The organism is Mycobacterium sp. NGS15 (assembly GCF_059813245.1).
Map to the genome: position 1 here is coordinate 144,753 of NZ_JCALEF010000007.1, position 16,480 is coordinate 161,232.

14 protein-coding genes are annotated in these 16,480 nt (G+C 63.5%); all 14 read right to left on the reverse strand.

The window, feature by feature from the left end; all coding sequences use genetic code 11:
* Positions 1–67: 67 nt before the first annotated feature.
* Entirely contained in the window at positions 68–1,309 is a 1,242-nt protein-coding gene (locus AC5Y5C_RS21575; protein ID WP_499976338.1) for a fatty acid desaturase family protein, read from the reverse strand.
* A 184-nt stretch (positions 1,310–1,493) separates the two neighbouring features.
* Positions 1,494–3,092, reverse strand: coding sequence for an NADH-quinone oxidoreductase subunit NuoN (gene nuoN, locus AC5Y5C_RS21580; protein WP_499976339.1), 1,599 nt, complete (start codon positions 3,090–3,092; stop codon positions 1,494–1,496).
* Complete coding sequence (locus AC5Y5C_RS21585; protein WP_499976340.1) at positions 3,089–4,696, reverse strand: NADH-quinone oxidoreductase subunit M; 1,608 nt, start codon at positions 4,694–4,696, stop codon at positions 3,089–3,091. Before AC5Y5C_RS21585 ends, nuoN begins: the two co-directional genes overlap by 4 nt.
* Positions 4,693–6,591, reverse strand: a complete 1,899-nt coding sequence (gene nuoL, locus AC5Y5C_RS21590) for an NADH-quinone oxidoreductase subunit L (RefSeq protein WP_499976342.1) — start codon at positions 6,589–6,591, stop codon at positions 4,693–4,695. Before nuoL ends, AC5Y5C_RS21585 begins: the two co-directional genes overlap by 4 nt.
* 24 nt (positions 6,592–6,615) lie before the next feature.
* Positions 6,616–6,915 (reverse strand): NADH-quinone oxidoreductase subunit NuoK, encoded by a 300-nt coding sequence (nuoK, locus tag AC5Y5C_RS21595; protein ID WP_078326363.1) that lies wholly within the window; start codon positions 6,913–6,915, stop codon positions 6,616–6,618.
* Positions 6,912–7,640, reverse strand: a complete 729-nt coding sequence (locus tag AC5Y5C_RS21600) for an NADH-quinone oxidoreductase subunit J (RefSeq protein ID WP_499976758.1) — start codon at positions 7,638–7,640, stop codon at positions 6,912–6,914. The genes nuoK and AC5Y5C_RS21600 overlap by 4 nt, the downstream gene beginning before the upstream one ends.
* Positions 7,641–7,669: 29 nt before the next feature.
* On the reverse strand, positions 7,670–8,206 hold the full coding sequence (gene nuoI, locus AC5Y5C_RS21605) for an NADH-quinone oxidoreductase subunit NuoI (protein ID WP_499976344.1): 537 nt from the start codon (positions 8,204–8,206) through the stop codon (positions 7,670–7,672).
* The gene (gene nuoH / locus AC5Y5C_RS21610; RefSeq protein ID WP_499976346.1) at positions 8,199–9,467 is read right to left on the reverse strand and encodes an NADH-quinone oxidoreductase subunit NuoH; all 1,269 of its coding nucleotides are present in this window, start codon (positions 9,465–9,467) and stop codon (positions 8,199–8,201) included. Before nuoH ends, nuoI begins: the two co-directional genes overlap by 8 nt.
* Positions 9,464–11,848: an NADH-quinone oxidoreductase subunit G gene (locus tag AC5Y5C_RS21615; RefSeq protein ID WP_499976347.1), complete on the reverse strand. Its 2,385-nt coding sequence runs from the start codon at positions 11,846–11,848 to the stop codon at positions 9,464–9,466. The genes nuoH and AC5Y5C_RS21615 overlap by 4 nt, the downstream gene beginning before the upstream one ends.
* The gene (gene nuoF, locus AC5Y5C_RS21620; protein WP_499976348.1) at positions 11,845–13,149 is read right to left on the reverse strand and encodes an NADH-quinone oxidoreductase subunit NuoF; all 1,305 of its coding nucleotides are present in this window, start codon (positions 13,147–13,149) and stop codon (positions 11,845–11,847) included. The genes AC5Y5C_RS21615 and nuoF overlap by 4 nt, the downstream gene beginning before the upstream one ends.
* Positions 13,146–13,907, reverse strand: coding sequence for an NADH-quinone oxidoreductase subunit NuoE (gene nuoE, locus AC5Y5C_RS21625; protein ID WP_499976350.1), 762 nt, complete (start codon positions 13,905–13,907; stop codon positions 13,146–13,148). The genes nuoF and nuoE overlap by 4 nt, the downstream gene beginning before the upstream one ends.
* Positions 13,904–15,202 (reverse strand): NADH dehydrogenase (quinone) subunit D, encoded by a 1,299-nt coding sequence (nuoD, locus tag AC5Y5C_RS21630; RefSeq protein WP_499976352.1) that lies wholly within the window; start codon positions 15,200–15,202, stop codon positions 13,904–13,906. Before nuoD ends, nuoE begins: the two co-directional genes overlap by 4 nt.
* Positions 15,202–15,888 (reverse strand): NADH-quinone oxidoreductase subunit C, encoded by a 687-nt coding sequence (locus tag AC5Y5C_RS21635; RefSeq protein ID WP_499976354.1) that lies wholly within the window; start codon positions 15,886–15,888, stop codon positions 15,202–15,204. The genes nuoD and AC5Y5C_RS21635 overlap by 1 nt, the downstream gene beginning before the upstream one ends.
* Positions 15,885–16,439, reverse strand: coding sequence for a NuoB/complex I 20 kDa subunit family protein (locus tag AC5Y5C_RS21640; RefSeq protein ID WP_499976355.1), 555 nt, complete (start codon positions 16,437–16,439; stop codon positions 15,885–15,887). The genes AC5Y5C_RS21635 and AC5Y5C_RS21640 overlap by 4 nt, the downstream gene beginning before the upstream one ends.
* Between the last annotated feature and the right edge of the window lie 41 nt (positions 16,440–16,480).

A 16,480-nucleotide genomic window follows, 5' to 3' on the forward strand; every position in this document is an offset into this window, starting at 1 on the left:
TTCTGCCCGCCTTCGCGGCGAAATCATCAAGATCACTGAACGCGGCGTGGATCAGCCCGTGGAGAATCTAGACGGACACCTTGTTGCGGCGGTGCTCGCGAACCATGGCAATCGCGGTCTTGAGCCCGCGCCGTGGAACCGAATTCGACTCGGCCGCAGGAGGTTCTAGGACCACGAACATGCGCTCGCTACGAGTCTCCGGCGCGTTGTCCGCAGTGGCATGCAGGAACCGGTCCGGTAGCGACAGCTTGGCGATGGTGCGCCAGGTCTTCGCGTACTGGAGCAGCATCGATCCGGTCGTATACGGCAGGTCGTAGCGCTCACAGATTTCCCGCACGCGCACCGAGATCTCGTGCAGCCGGTTGCTCGGCAGATCCGGATACAGGTGATGCTCGATCTGATGACACAGGTTGCCACTCATCAGCCGCAGCGTCGGCCCCGCATCGAAGTTCGCGCTGCCCAGCAGCTGACGCAGGTACCACTGGCCACGGGTCTCGTTCTCCATATCGGTTACGGAGAACTTCTCCGCGCCATCCGGGAAGTGCCCGCAGAAAATGACGGCGTTGGACCAGAAGTTGCGAATCAGGTTGGCCGTTGCCGTGGAGGTCAGTGTCGACCGGTAGGTCGCCCCCGGCGACAGCGCGGTGATTGCCGGGAACGCGACATAGTCCTTGAAGACCTGCGAGCCCGCAGACGTGACCAGTTCACGCACCCGCTGCCTGGTCGCCTCGCGGGTTTCCTTTGTCCAGATCTTGCGGAATTCCAGGTGCTGCAGGGCAATTCCCCACTCAAATCCCGCCGCCAGGATGAAATTGAGCGGCAGATTCAGGAGGTTGCGCACCTTCCAGGGCTCGTCGCGCGTCACCCGGAGGATCCCGTAGCCCACGTCGTCGTCCAGATCGAGGATATTCGTGTACTTGTGATGCTCGACGTTATGCGTGAAGCGCCAGTGCTTGGAGGCGCCCGCCATATCCCATTCCCACGTCGAGGAGTGAATCTCGGGATCATTCATCCAATCCCATTGGCCGTGCATGACGTTGTGGCCGATCTCCATGTTCTCGATGATCTTGGCGACGGCCAGCGTCACCGTGCCTGCCCACCACGCGGAGCGCTTCTTGCTCGCAGCCAGAAGGGCCCGGCCGGTCAATTCGAGCGCGCGTTGCGCGCCAATGGTGCGTCGGATATAGCGGGCGTCGCGCGTACCGCGCGACTCCTCGATCTCACGCCGGAGCCCATCGAGCTCAACGGCCAGGTTCTCGACGTCCTCGCTGGTGAGATGCGCGAATGCCGAGATGTCCGTGATCGCCATTGGTGTCCTTCCGCAGCTGCGATACCGCCACCCTACGGTACCGTAGGTTACTCGCCGGTAAATGGACACGCCACAGGTGGTGACAACCAGGCCACGCTATGCGTCGACACGCCGCATTCCAGGCGGATCGTGGGCGTGTCGGCGCCGCATACGGCGAGTCACGAGAGGCGACCGGCGACTGGACTCACGTGGCGAAGCTGACGAGATTCCCGACCAGCTCGAGGAGCGGCTGGGGCACCACGCCCAGCAGAACGGTGACGAGCGCGCTCACCCCGATCGATATCGCCACGGCGGGGCCCGGGATCCGAAGCACCCCCGAGTCCTCCACCGGGTCGGCGAAGAACATCAGCACGATCACCCGCACGTAGAAGTACGCGGCGATGGCGCTGCACACCACACCCACCACCACCAGCGCCATGGCCCCACCGGATGCGGCGGCCGCGAAGACCGCAAACTTGCTGACGAATCCACTCGTCAGCGGGATCCCCGCGAAGGCCAGCAAGAAGAGGGCGAAGACGATGCCGAGCACCGGTGACCTGCGACCGATTCCCGCCCATCGACTCAAATCGGTGATCTCTTCATCCTCATTCTGGCCGTTCTCTCTGTTACCGGAGCGCACCAGCCCGGCAATGGCGAACGCCCCGACGGTGCTGAAACCATATGCCGCCAAATAGAACAACGTCGCGGACACACCACGCCCATTGGCGGCCGCGACTCCGGTCAAGAGAAATCCGGTGTGCGCTACCGCCGAATAGGCCAGCATGCGCTTGACGTCGGTCTGCGTCACGGCGCCGAGGGATCCGATCAGCATGGTGGCGATCGCCACCGCCCACAGCACCGGCCGCCAGTCGGCCGTGATCCCTGGTAGCGCGACGTACAGAACCCGTAGCAACGCGCCGAAGGCCGCGATCTTGGTGGTGGCCGCCATGAACGCGGTGACCGGGGTCGGTGCCCCTTGATACACATCGGGGACCCAGAAGTGGAAGGGCACCGCCCCCACCTTGAACAGCAGACCCGCCGATAGCATGGCAACTCCGAGCAGCAGGAAGGCCCGCTGCCCCGCATCGGCGTGGACAGCCCGAGCGACGGCGCCGAGTTCGACAGTTCCGGCATATCCGTACACAAAGGCCGAGCCGAACAGAAAGAACGCGGAGGAGAACGCGCCGAGCAGGAAGTACTTGAGCGCCGATTCCTGAGACAGCAGACGCCTGCGCCGGGCCAGTGCGCACATCACGTACAGCGGAAGGGAAAAAACCTCCAAGGCAACAAACATCGTCAACAGATCGTTGCAGGCGGGGAAGAGCATCATGCCGGCGATCGCGAACAACGTCAGCGGGAAAATCTCCGTTTGGGTGATACCGGTGCGGTTCAGCACCCGCTCAGGTTCACTGCCCGGAACGCTGGATGCCTGTGCGGCGAAGGCGTCCAGGCCGCCGCCTGCGCCGACCGAACTGGGAAGGGCCGCAACCGTTCTGCGTTGTGCCATCACCGGTAATGCCAGACCAGAGGCCACCAGGACTAGGCCTTGCAGGTAAAGCGTGGGGCCGTCTATCGCCACCGCGCCGTTCATGACGACGTGACGCGAGCCGCCCAGTACCACTACGGCCACAAAGGCGCCGAGGATTCCTCCAGTGGCCAGCGCCAGTTGAGTGGTGAGTCGGTACCGCCGCGGAACGAACGCCTCCACAAGCACCGACACCACCGCGACTCCGAACATGATCAGCATGGGAGACAGTGCGCCGTATGCGATCGGCGGGGCCGGAAGGATCCCGATATCGGTCATCGTCGCTCGCCTTCACCATGCCGGAGGGCAACATCCGCCACGACAGGCGGCGGATCCTTCTCGTTGACGGTGCGCAGTGTCTGCTCGACCGCGGGACTCACGATGTCCAACAGTGGCTTGGGATAGATGCCCAACACGAGGAGCAGCGCGATCAACGGCACCACCACGGTGAGCTCACGGCGTTTCAGGTCGCCGATGCTCTCGTTTCCAGGTGCCAACGGGCCGGTCATCATCCGCTGGTACATCCACAAGACGTAGACAGCGGCCAGCACCAACGCGATGACCGCACACGCCGCGGCCACCGGGTATCGCGTGAATGTTCCCACCAACACCAGGAACTCGCTGATAAACGGTGCTAGCCCGGGCAGCGACAGGGTGGCCAGACCCGCCACCAGGAAGGATCCGGCGAGAATCGGCGCCACCTTCTGCACTCCGCCGTATGTCGCGATGAGTCGCGATCCTTTGCGAGACACCAAGAAACCTGCCACCAACATCAATGCTGCGGTCGAAATGCCGTGGTTGACCATGTACAGCGTCGAACCCGATTGCCCCTGACTTGTCATCGCGAAGATGCCCAGAATGATGAAGCCGAAATGCGATATCGAGGTGTACGCGATCAGTCGCATCACGTCGCTCTGACCGATCGCGAGGACGGCACCATAGAGAATGCCGATGACCGCCAGCGTGATGATCACCGGCGTGAAATATCTACTAGCGTCAGGGAACAGCTGGATGCAGTACCGCAGCATCGCGAAAGTTCCGACCTTGTCGACGATCGCCATCATGAGGACCGCGCTGGCCGGGGTGGCGTGCACGGCAGCATCCGGCAGCCAGGTATGTAGCGGCCAGAGTGGGGCCTTCACCGCGAACGCGAACATGAACCCGAGAAAGAGTGCCTTGGCTATGCCAGGGTCGATCCCGAGTGTGCCGGTGGCGACCATTTCGGTGATATCGCGCAGATCGAAGGTTCCGCCGTGACTCCCGGTCCGGCCCTGCGCCGTCACCACGTAAAGCCCGATCACGGCCGCCAGCATGATCAGACCGCCAAGCAGGTTGTACATCAGGAACTTCACCGCCGCGCGCGACCGCTGCCTGGTGTCGGAGTACGTGCTTCCGAATCCTCCGATCAGGAAGTACATCGGGATCAGCATCGCCTCGAAGAAGATGTAGAACAGCAACACGTCCAGGGCGGAGAACGACAGCAGCACCATCGATTCCACGACCAGGATCAGGGCGATATAGCGTTGCGCCACTGGGCGATTGCCGTATCCGGGGGTCTCTGCTCCGTCATTCCATGCGGCCAGTAACAGGATCGGTAGCAGGCCCGTCGTCAATAGCACCAGCGCGAGCGCGATCCCGTCGAGACCCACCGCGTACTTCATCCCGAATGCCGGTACCCAGGAAGCCGATTCGACGAACTGGTATTGCGGACCTGCGGGATCGAAGGCAACCGCCAGCGCAATCGCGACGATCAAGGCCAGCAACGAGGCACCCAGCGCCACGTATTTGGCAAGGGTGCGCCGGTGGATCGGCATGATCAGCACGGCACCGGCACCCGCCAAGGGAATAAGCCACAGAGCTGTCACGGCGCCCACCGCACTCACCACCTCACTGCCATCAACGCCGCGACCACCAGAGCCGCGCCGGCACACATGGACAACGCATAGGAGCGGACGTGACCGGTCTGCATATGCCGCACGCGGCCCGATACGGCATCCAGCGCGGAGGCCAGACCGTTGACGAGGCCGTCGACCCAGCGATCGTCCGCACGCACCAGACCGCGGGTTAGCCGTTGACCGGGACGCATGAACACCGCCTCGTTGACGACGTCGCCATAGAGATCCCGGCGGGCGGCGACGGTGAGTGCTGAACCCTGCGGTGCCGTTTCAGGCACGTCGGTGCGGTACATCCGGTAGGCGACACCGACGCCGCAGAGCACCACCGTGACGGTGACAGCGCTGATCACCCAGGCGGGAACGGGTAGCTCGCCGTGATGCGCACCAACGACCGGTTCCAGCCAGTTCTGCAGAGCCCCACCGAAGCTCAGCAGGAATCCCGCACTCACCGACCCGACGGCGAGCACCATCATCGGCCAGGTCATCACCGAGGGCGACTCATGCGGATGCGCATCCTGTCCCCATCGGGGCCTGCCGAAGAAGGTCAGGAGCATGACCCGAGTCATATAGAACGCCGTGATTCCGGCGCCCAGCAGCGCCGCTGCCCCGAGCAGGAATCCGCCGGCACCGCCGTGCCCGAAGGCGACCTCGATGATCTTGTCCTTCGAATAGAACCCCGCGAACGGCGGGACTCCGATGATGGCAAGGTATCCAACTCCGAAGGTGATGAAGGTGATCGGCATGAGGGTGCGCAGACCACCGTAACGGCGCATATCGGTTTCTTCGTTCATACCGTGCATGACCGAACCGGCGCCGAGGAAGAGCCCAGCCTTGAAGAACCCGTGTGTGAGCAGATGCATGATCGCCACCGCATATCCGGCGGGCCCTAGCCCCGCCGCCAGTACCATGTAGCCGATCTGCGACATAGTGCTCGCGGCAAGGGCCTTCTTGATGTCGTCCTTGGCGCAGCCGATGATGGCTCCGAAGAGCAGGGTGATGGCACCGACGCTCACCACCGCGACCTGTGCGTAGGGGGCGCGTTCGAAGATCGGTCCGGACCGGGTGATCAGATAGACACCGGCGGTCACCATGGTGGCGGCATGGATGAGGGCCGATACCGGGGTGGGGCCCTCCATCGCATCCCCAAGCCAGGACTGCAGCGGCACCTGCGCCGACTTTCCGCACGCCGCCAGCAATAGTGCCAATCCGATTGCGGTGTTGCGACTCTCGCCGGCCGCACCCGCCGAGCCGAGCACCTCGGCGAAGCCGACCGAGCCGAACGTCGCGAACATCAGCATCATGGCCAGGGCCAACCCCATGTCGCCGACGCGGTTGACGATGAAGGCCTTCTTGGCCGCGGCGGCGGCCGACGGTTTCTGGTACCAGAAACCGATCAGCAGGTAGGACGCCAAGCCGACTCCCTCCCAGCCCACGTATAACCCCAGGAAATTGTCGGCAAGCACGAGCAGCAGCATGGCCGCCAGGAAGAGGTTCAGGTAGCCGAAAAAGATCCGACGATTCCGGGCTGTGTACTCGGGTCGCTCCGCGAGCGACGCTCCCGGCGCCATGTACCCGATCGAGTAGATATGGATGAGCGAACCCACCCCGGTGATCAGCAGCGCGAAGCACACGGACAGCTGGTCGAGGGTCAATCCGAAATCAATGTGCAATGCCCCGACCGGAACCCAGGCGAAAAGCGTCTCGTGCACCACACGTTCGGAGCCCGCTCGTCCGAGCATGCCGATGAATGACGCGACGGCCACGAGAAAGGACGCGAGTGCCGTCGCGCACCCCAAGAGATGACCCCAGGTGTCACCCCGGCGGCCGACGAGCAAAAGTACGGCCGCACCAGCCAGGGGCAACACCGGCATGAGCCATGTCACGGGCACTCCTTCCTAGAACTATCCCTAGAATCTCAATAGATCGGCGTCGTCGACCGAGGCCGACCTGCGGGTGCGGAAGATAGTCATGATGATTCCCAGTCCCACAACCACTTCCGTGGCTGCTACCACCATGGTGAAGAACGCGATGACCTGGCCGTCGAGGTTTCCGTGCATCCGGGCGAAGGTGACGAATGCCAGGTTTGCCGCGTTGAGCATCAGCTCGACACTCATGAAGACCACAATCGCGTTACGGCGCAACATCACGCCGGCCGCCCCGATGGTGAAGATGAGTGCGGCCAGATAGAGGTAGTTGCCGGGATTCACCGTGCCTCCATATCCCGCGGGGTGAGCACACCGCTGACCGACAACTCGGAGAATGACCCGTCGGGAAGTAACGCAGGCACGTCGACAGCGTTATGCCGCGCGTACACACCCGGATTGGGCAACGGCGTGGCACGATCTCCATGCAGGAACCGCCGAATCGCCAACTCGCGCTGTCCGCCGGTCTGCCCCAGCTTCTCCCGGTGCGCCAGCACCATCGCGCCGATCGTCGCGGTGATCAACAGTGCGCCGGTGAGTTCGAACGCCCACAGATAGTCGATAAAGATGCGCTCGGCCAGACCCTCCACGTTTCCGCGGCTGTTGGCCTGGTCGAGCCCGACAAACGCTGTGATGGAAGCATTTCCGATGCCCGCGATGGCCAGTATCCCGAACCCCAGCCCGGCCGCGATGGCACCCACCCGCTGGCCCGGCAGTGTCTCCACCAGAGAGTCGGAGGAATCTACGCCCACGAACATGAGGACGAACAAAAACAGCATCATGACCGCGCCGGTGTACACCACCACCTGGGCGACGCCGAGAAACAGCGCACCCTGGGCCACGAAAAACACCGCGAGAATGACCATGGTCATGGCAAGGAAGATCGCCGAATACACCGCCTTGGGCGCAGCGATCACGCCGAGTGCGCCGAGCACCGCGACGGTGCCAAGCACCCAGAACGTCACTCCCTCCCACGTCGGTGTGCGCGAGAGACCCTCGGCCGCAATCATTGTCACGTGGCCGGCCACGGCGACGAAGCTCACCTGAGATCCTCCCCTGCCTTTGGCAGGTTGCCCAGGTAGTAGTCCGTGTCGGTGGACCCCGGGTACATCGCGTGCGGGGGCGGCTCCATACCGGGTTGCAGCGGTGCCAGCAGTTTGTCCTTGCCGTAGATGAGGTCGGACCGATTGTCATCGGCCATCTCGTAGTCGTTGGTCATGGTGAGAGCGCGGGTCGGGCACGCTTCGATACACAGCCCGCAACCGATGCACCGCAGATAATTGATCTGGTACACCTGGCCATATCGCTCACCTGGAGAGAAGCGTTCTTCCTCGGAATTGTCGGCGCCCTCGACGAATATGGCGTCGGCCGGACACGCCCAGGCACACAACTCACAGCCGATGCATTTCTCCAGCCCATCGGAGTACCGGTTGAGTTGGTGCCTTCCGTGGTAGCGGGGTGCGGTGGGTTCCTTCTTCTCGGGGTATTGCTCGGTGAGCCGCTTTTTGAACATCGAGGAGAAGGTCACCCAGAACCCGGCCATGGCATCGACGGAATGTCGCAAAAGATCAGGCATGTGCGTCCTCCTTTGTGGTTGTACCCGGGCCCGAGTCGACGTGCTGCCCGGGCAGCGGCGGCACCGGGAATCCGCCGGCCATCGGATCGAAGTTTTTGGACAGCGAGGGTTTCGGTGGTTCGGCACGCCGCGACACGACACCCACCAGGGCGATGCTGCCGACCGAGAACACCACGCCGGTCACGCCGAGGATGATCGACGGGTTTCCATATCCGTAGAGCGCGATGGCCTGCACCACGCCGACGATGACAATCCATGCCAGCGCCACCGGGATCAAGACCTCCCAGCCCAACCGCATGAACTGGTCGTAGCGCAGCCGCGGCAAGGTGGCGCGCAGCCACATGAACAGGAACATGAAGCCCCAGACCTTGGCCACAAACCACAGCACCGGCCACCAGGAGGTGTTTGCGCCGTCCATCAGGCTCAACGGCCAGGGCGCGTGCCAGCCCCCAAGGAACATGGTTGCCGCCAACCCGGAAACCGTTGCCATATTGATGTATTCGGCGAGCATGAACATCGCGAAGCGCAGCGAGGAGTATTCGGTGTGGAATCCACCGACCAGCTCACCCTCTGCTTCGGGCAGGTCGAACGGTGCCCTGTTGGTCTCGCCGACCATGGCGGTCACGTACACCAGGAACGATGGCAACAGCAGGAAGACGTACCAGCGGCCGGCCTGCGCGGCGACGATTCCCGACGTCGACATCGTTCCGGCCAGCAGGAACACCGCGGCGAATGTCAGGCCCATCGCTATCTCGTAGGAGATCACCTGCGCGGAGGACCGCAATCCGCCGAGCAGCGGGTAGGTGGATCCGGACGCCCAGCCGCCCAGCACGATTCCGTAGACACCCACGGAAGTGACCGCGAGCACGAAAAGAATCGCCACCGGTAGGTCCGTGAGCTGAAGGGGTGTGCGATGGCCGAAAAACGAGACCACGGGACCGAACGGGATCACCGCGTACGCGACGATCGCCGGTACCACAGAGATGATGGGCGCCAAGAGATAGATCGGCTTGTCGACGCCGGCCGGGGTCAGGCCCTCTTTGAGGGCCAGTTTCACGCCGTCGGCCAGGCTCTGCAGCAGCCCGAACGGGCCCACCCTGTTGGGGCCGATGCGGCGCTGCATCCAGGCAAGCACCTTGCGCTCGACAAGAATCGCCACAAGCACGGTCAGCACCAGGAAGACGAATACCGCAACGCATTTCAGGAGCACGAGCCAGAGCGGATCGATTCCGAACTGTGACAAGTCCGTCTTGCCTGTCATGACGTGACCTCTATTCGCACCACTTGCCCCAGCGCCGGACCGAGCTGCTGATGAACCTCCGACCCGGCCGAGCGCATCGGTACCCAGACCACCCTGTCCGGCATCTCCGTTATCCGCAGCGGCAGGGTAATGGCCCCCTGGATCGACTCCGACATACTGCGCACGGTCACCAATTCGCCTTCAGCGGCACCGATCTCATGTGCTGTCGCGTCCGATAACCGCACCTCTGTGCTGTGCGCGGTACCGGCAAGGAACTGTTCGCCGTCCTGCAGCCGACCGGCGTCCAGCAGCAGGCGCCAGGACGCCAGTACCGCCTCTCCCGCCTCGGGCCGCGGCCTGGCGGTCGCCCGGACTGGCCCCGGGGTTTCCCGCGCGCCCGCCCACGGACCGATGCCCGCGAGCTCCGCGAGCGCCTCGTTTCCATCGTCCAGGCCGATCGGGCGATCCATCCGCCGAGACAACGCGGCAAGCAGTCTGAGATCGTCGAGGGCATCACTGGTATCGAGAGTGGTCTGGAAAGGTCTCAGCCTGCCTTCCCAATTCACGAAGCTGCCGGATTTCTCCGCGACCGCCGCCACCGGAAGCACCACATCGGCGAGCTCGGTGACGGCGCCGCGGCGCATCTCCAGGCTCACCACGAACGCTGTCTTGAGCGCACCGACGGCGGCGGCAGGGTACGGAAGGTCAGCCAGTTCGACGCCACCGACGAGGAACGCATCCAGGCCGCTTCCCGGATCCAACATGCCGCCGGCGTCGAGCCCGGGCATATCGGGCAGCGCGATCACTCCCCACTTGTCGGCAACATAGCGTCGCGCCGCACTGTCGGATACCGGGTGACCACCCGGCAGGAGCCTCGGCAGCGCCCCCGCTTCCAAGGCTCCACGCTCCCCTGCTCTACGCGGAACCCACGCCAGCGTCGCGCCCGTCTTCGCGGCGAGCTGTGCCGCCGCCGACAGTGCTCCGGGTATACACGCCAACCGTTCTCCCGCCATGATCACGGCCCCGGGCTGACGTAAGAGATCCGAATCAACCAGGCCCGCGATGGTTTCCGGTTCACTGCCAGGAACGGTGGCGATCACATGGGCCGAGAGCTTGGTGGACCCGCGGCTGGCGAAGGGCGCGACAGTGAGCACCTTGAGCCCCCGTTTACGGACCCCCTTACGCAACCGCAGGAAGACGATGGGAGATTCCTCTTCCGGTTCAAATCCCGCCAGCACCACCACCGGCGCGGCCTCCAATGCCGCGTACGTCTGCGTCATCCCATGCCCGGCAACGCCCGAGCCCAGGAACGCGGCCTCCTCCGCGCTATGCGCGCGAGCCCGGAAGTCGATGTTGTTGGTGCCGAGCACCATGCGGGCGAACTTGACATAGGCATAGGAGTCTTCGACGGTGAGCCGTCCACCAGTGAGGACCCCGGCATTGGCGCCCGCATCCGCCAAACCCTTTGCGGCGGTTTCCAATGCCTGCGGCCACGATACTGCGACCAGGCTTCCGGACTCGTCACGAATCATCGGATCGGTGATGCGGTCCCCCGCGGTGGCGTAGGTGAATGCCCAGCGCCCCTTATCGCAGTTCCATTCCTCGTTGACTTCGGGATCGTCACCGGCCAGTCGCCGCAGCACCTTTCCGCGCCGATGGTCGGTGCGCTGTGCACATCCGCTCGCGCAGTGCTCGCACACACTGGGCGTGGACACCAAATCGAACGGGCGGGCGCGGAATCGGTATGCGGCACCGGTGAGAGCGCCTACCGGACAAATCTGCACGGTATTGCCGGAGAAGTAGGAATCGAAGGGTTCATCGCCCGCGATGCCGACCTGTTGTTGCGCACCGCGTTCGAGAAGCTCGATGAACGGGTCACCGGCGACCTGTTGGGAGAACCGGGTGCACCGCGCGCACAGGACACAGCGCTCCCTGTCGAGCAACACCTCGGTGGACAGCGGAATCGGCTTCGGAAATGTGCGTTTAGCCTCGGCGAACCGGGTCTCGGCGCGACCGGTCGACATGGCCTGGTTCTGCAGTGGGCACTCTCCGCCCTTGTCGCAGACCGGACAGTCGAGTGGGTGATTGATCAGCAGCAGTTCCATCACGCCGCTCTGCGCCTTCTGCGCCGCCGCGGACGTGACCTGCGTATGAACAACCATCTCGTCGGTGACGGTGGTGGTACACGCGGCCAACGGTTTACGTTGGCCCTCCACTTCGACCAGGCACTGTCGACACGCACCCACCGGATCGAGGAGCGGGTGATCGCAGAACCGGGGAATCTGGACGCCGATCAGCTCGGCGGCACGAATGACCAATGTGCCCTTGGGCACCGCGATGCTGGTCCCGTCGATGTCGACGGTGACCAGCTCAATCTCGGTCTCCCTTTCTACGGCAGTCATCGGTTCCCCTCCCCGAAGACGGTGCTGGCCCCCGAATCGAAGGGGCACCCGTTCTGTAGGTGTGCCTCGTACTCTGCACGGAAGTACTTGAGCGAGGACATGATCGGACTCGCTGCGCCGTCACCGAGAGCGCAGAATGACTTACCCAGCACGATGTCCGAGATGTCGAGAAGTTTGTCCAGGTCTTCGGCAGCACCCTCGCCGGATTCCAGTCGCTGGAGAATGCGCACCAGCCAATAGGTACCCTCACGGCAGGGCGTGCACTTGCCACAGGACTCGTGCGCGTAGAACTCGGTCCACCTGAGCACTGCGCGTACCACGCACGTGGTGTCATCGAATATCTGTAATGCCTTGGTGCCCAGCATCGATCCGGCGGCACTCACACCCTCGTAATCGAGCGGGACATCCAGATGCTCGGCGGTGAACAACGGTGTCGATGAGCCACCGGGAGTCCAGAACTTGAGCCCGTGTCCGTCGCGCACTCCCCCGGCCAGCTCCAGAAGCTCGCGCAGCGTCACTCCGAGCGGAGCCTCATACTGTCCGGGGGTGCGCACATGGCCGGACAACGAGTACAGCGTGAATCCCGGCGACTTCTCCGATCCCATCGTCCGGAACCACTCGGCACCGCGCCTCAGGATGACCGGGACACTCGCGATGGACTCGACGTTGTTGACAACCGTCGGGCTGGCGTACAGACCGGCAACCGCAGGAAATGGGGGACGCAGCCGCGGCTGGCCGCGGCGCCCCTCCAGCGAGTCCAGGAGCGCGGTCTCTTCCCCGCAGATATAGGCGCCCGCACCGGCATGCACCACCAGCTCCAGATCGAAACCGCTATCAAGAATGTTGCGGCCCAGATATCCGGCCTCATACGCCTGCGCCACCGCGGTCTGCAACCTTCGGATCACCGAGATGACCTCGCCGCGCACGTAGATGAAGGCGTGTGCGGCACGGATCGCATAGGCGGCGATGACGATTCCCTCGATGAGGGTGTGTGGTGTCGCCAGCATCAACGGAATGTCTTTGCACGTACCGGGTTCGGACTCGTCGGCGTTCACCACCAGGTAGTGCGGCTTGCCGTCACCCTGCGGGATGAAGGACCATTTGGTGCCCGTGGGGAATCCGGCGCCCCCTCGCCCACGCAGACCTGCGTCCTTCACCAGGGCGATGACCGCATCCGGTTCCATGCTCAGTGCGGTATGCAGGCCCCGGTAGCCCTCATGGCGCAGATACCCGCCAAGGGTCCAGGAGTCGGCCTCGTCCCAGTGCTCGGAAAGGACCGGGGCAAGGATCGTGGACGTCACCGCGTCGTCCCCCCTGCCACTCCCTTTGCGTCCTTTTCTACGTCCCGAGCGAGTCGCAGTCCCGCCAGTGTCGGCTCACCCGGCTGCGCAGCGGCCACCGCCTCAGGCCGCTCGTCCGCGAACCCGGCCAAGATCCGGGCGGTCTGTCTGAACGTGCACGGCGGCGCACCGCGCCGTGGCTCGGGAATGCGGTCGCTGCGGAGGCCCTCCACTAGATCTACTGCTCCCTCCGGGGTTTGGTTGTCGAAGAACTCCCAATTGACCATCAACACCGGCGCGTAGTCACAGGCGGCGTTGCACTCGACATGTTCGAGCGTGACCTTGCCGTCCTCGGTGGTACCGCCGGGCGGCACACCGAGCTCATCGACCAATCGCGTCAAGATCGCGTCACCACCCAGCACCGCACAGAGCGTGTTGGTACATACCCCAACGAGGTAATCGCCGGTCGGTTCGCGCCGGTACATCGAGTAGAAGCTCGCCACGGCCGTCACCTCGGCGGATGTCAATTCCACTTGTCCAGCGCAGAATTCGATGCCCGCCATGGTCACAAACCCGTCCTCGGACTGGACCAGGTGCAGCAGCGGCAGCAACGCCGACCTACGGCTCGGATATCGGTCGAGGATCTCCTTGGCATCGATGGTAAGGCGTGAAACTACCTCCGGCGGATAACTTTTGCGCCCGGCGAAGCTACTGCCCTGGTCATCCGGCGGGCGGTTGCCGAGTTCAAGAAAGACGCCCTCGCGCTCCGTCTCCTTCACCTGTCCACCCCGCCCATCACCGGATCGATACTCGCGACCGCAGCGATCAGATCGGCCACCATTCCGCCCTCACACATCGCCGAGACAGACTGCAGATTCGTAAACGATGGATCGCGGAAATGCACGCGGTAGGGCCGCGTTCCGCCATCGCTGACCATGTGTACCCCGAGCTCACCGCGCGGCGACTCGACGGCGACGTACACCTGTCCGGCCGGTACCCTGATCCCCTCGGTCACCAGTTTGAAGTGGTGGATCAGCCCCTCCATGGACGTGCCCATGATCTTGGCGATGTGTTTGGGCGAGTTACCCAACCCATCTGGGCCCGACGAGAGGTCGGCGGGCCACGCAATCTTCTTGTCGTCCACCATGATCGGCCCTGGCCGCAACCGATCCAGGCACTGCTGAGCGATCTTGATGGACTCGTGCATCTCCTTGACCCGGATCAGATACCGGCCATAGGAGTCGCAGTCCCCATGGGTGATGACCTCGAAGTCATAGTTCTCGTATCCACAGTACGGTTGTGCGCGCCGCAGATCGTGCGCCAGCCCCGTGGCACGCAGTACCGGACCGGTGATGCCCAGCGCCATACAACCGGTCAGGTCCAGGTATCCGACTCCCTGAGTCCGCGCCTTCCAGATGTAGTTCTCGTTCAACAGGTTTTCCATGTCACGTAACCTGCCGGGCAGGATCTTCAGCAGATCCTGCACGTCCTGCTCGGCGCCATCGGGCAGATCCTGCGCCAGCCCGCCGGGCCTGACGTAGGCGTGATTCATGCGCAGGCCGGTGACCGCTTCGAATACCTTCAGGATCATTTCGCGTTCGCGAAACCCGAGGAACATCGCAGTCATCGCGCCGAGCTCCATACCACCGGTGGCGAGTGCGACCAGATGGGAGGAGATGCGATTGAGTTCCATCATCAACACCCGAATCACGGTGGCACGCTCCGGGATTTCGTCGGTGATGTCGAGTAACTTCTCGACCCCCAGGCAATAGGCGGTCTCGTTGAAGAATGGTGACAGGTAGTCCATCCGGGTCACAAAGGTGACGCCCTGCATCCAGGTGCGATACTCCAGATTCTTTTCGATACCGGTGTGCAGATAGCCGATTCCGCAGCGCACGACGGTAACCGTCTCCCCCTCGATCTCCAGGATCAGGCGCAGCACGCCGTGGGTCGACGGATGCTGGGGGCCCATGTTGACGACAATGCGTTCGTCACCGGCTTGGGCGGCGGCAGTGACGATCTCGTCCCAGTCCTGCCCGCCGGCCATCAGGTGTGTCTCGGGCTGTGCTGTCATTAGTTGTAGGACCTCCGCTGATCGGGCGGAGCGATAGTCGCCCCGTGGTATTCGACCGGCACGCCACCGAGTGGATAGTCCTTGCGCTGCGGATGCCCGTCCCAGTCATCCGGCATTTCGATACGCGTCAACGCTGGGTGATCGTCGAAGACGATGCCAAAGAAGTCGTAGGTTTCCCGTTCGTGCCAGTCGGTGGTCGGGTACACGGCATTCAGCGACGGGATATGCGGATTATCGTCCGGCACCGCTACTTCGAGCATGACCCGCCGGTTCCAGGTAATCGACATGAGCGGGTAGACGGCATGCAGTTCCCGCGCAGCATCCTCGGGGTAGTGCACACCGCTGACACCGAGGCAGAGCTCGAAACGCAGCTGCGGGTCATCTCGCAGGGACTGAGCTACTTGCACCAAGTGCTCGGCCTGGACGTGGATCGTGAGTTGATCACGGTAGACGACAACGCCCTCGATGGCATCCTCATAGGTGACGTGTTCCTGCTCCGCAAGCACCGATTCCAGCCGATCGACGACCTGATCGAAGTACCCGCCGTAGGGACGGTCCGAGCTGGCCGGCAAGGAGATTGGCTGAACCAGCCCGCCATAACCCGACGTGTCGCCACTGCCGTGGACACCGAAGAGCCCATGCCGTACCCCGATGACCTCGCCTGGGTTCTGCTCGTTGCCCGTCACCGCAGCAGGCCCTTCATCTCGATGGTCGGTGTGGCGGCGAGGGCCGCCGCTTCGGTCTCGCGGATGACCTCCTCACGATTGGCCCCGAGCGGCATATCGCCGATCTTCTCGTGCAGCTTCAAGATCGCGTGCAGCAGCATTTCCGGGCGCGGAGGACACCCGGGAAGGTAGATATCCACGGGGACAACATGATCGACACCCTGCAGGATGGCATAGTTGTTGAACATCCCGCCCGAAGAAGCACAGACCCCCATGGCGAGCACCCATTTCGGTTCAGCCATCTGGTCATAGATCTGCCGCAACACCGGGGCCATCTTCTGGCTGACCCTGCCGGCCACGATCATGAGGTCGGCCTGTCGTGGTGTCGCCGAGAACCGTTCCATGCCAAAGCGGGCGATGTCGAATCGCGGGCCCGCCGTCGACATCATCTCGATGGCACAACACGCCAGCCCAAAGGTGGCGGGCCACAACGAACCTTTGCGTACGTAGCCCGCCAGCGCCTCGACGGTGCTCAACAGAAATCCGCTAGGCAGTTTTTCCTCAAGACCCATAGCTCTCCCGACAGGTGTGCTTATTCGTGATGTTGCAAGGA

Bases quoted from the DNA above. Each gene is read 5' to 3' on its own strand.
- AC5Y5C_RS21575 (WP_499976338.1), bottom strand. From the start codon at position 1,309: ATGGCGATCACGGACATCTCGGCATTCGCGCATCTCACCAGCGAGGAC.
- nuoN (WP_499976339.1), bottom strand. From the start codon at position 3,092: ATGACCGATATCGGGATCCTTCCGGCCCCGCCGATCGCATACGGCGCA.
- AC5Y5C_RS21600 (WP_499976758.1), bottom strand. From the start codon at position 7,640: ATGATTGCGGCCGAGGGTCTCTCGCGCACACCGACGTGGGAGGGAGTG.
- nuoI (WP_499976344.1), bottom strand. From the start codon at position 8,206: ATGCCTGATCTTTTGCGACATTCCGTCGATGCCATGGCCGGGTTCTGG.
- nuoH (WP_499976346.1), bottom strand. From the start codon at position 9,467: ATGACAGGCAAGACGGACTTGTCACAGTTCGGAATCGATCCGCTCTGG.
- AC5Y5C_RS21615 (WP_499976347.1), bottom strand. From the start codon at position 11,848: ATGACTGCCGTAGAAAGGGAGACCGAGATTGAGCTGGTCACCGTCGAC.
- nuoD (WP_499976352.1), bottom strand. From the start codon at position 15,202: ATGACAGCACAGCCCGAGACACACCTGATGGCCGGCGGGCAGGACTGG.
- AC5Y5C_RS21640 (WP_499976355.1), bottom strand. From the start codon at position 16,439: ATGGGTCTTGAGGAAAAACTGCCTAGCGGATTTCTGTTGAGCACCGTC.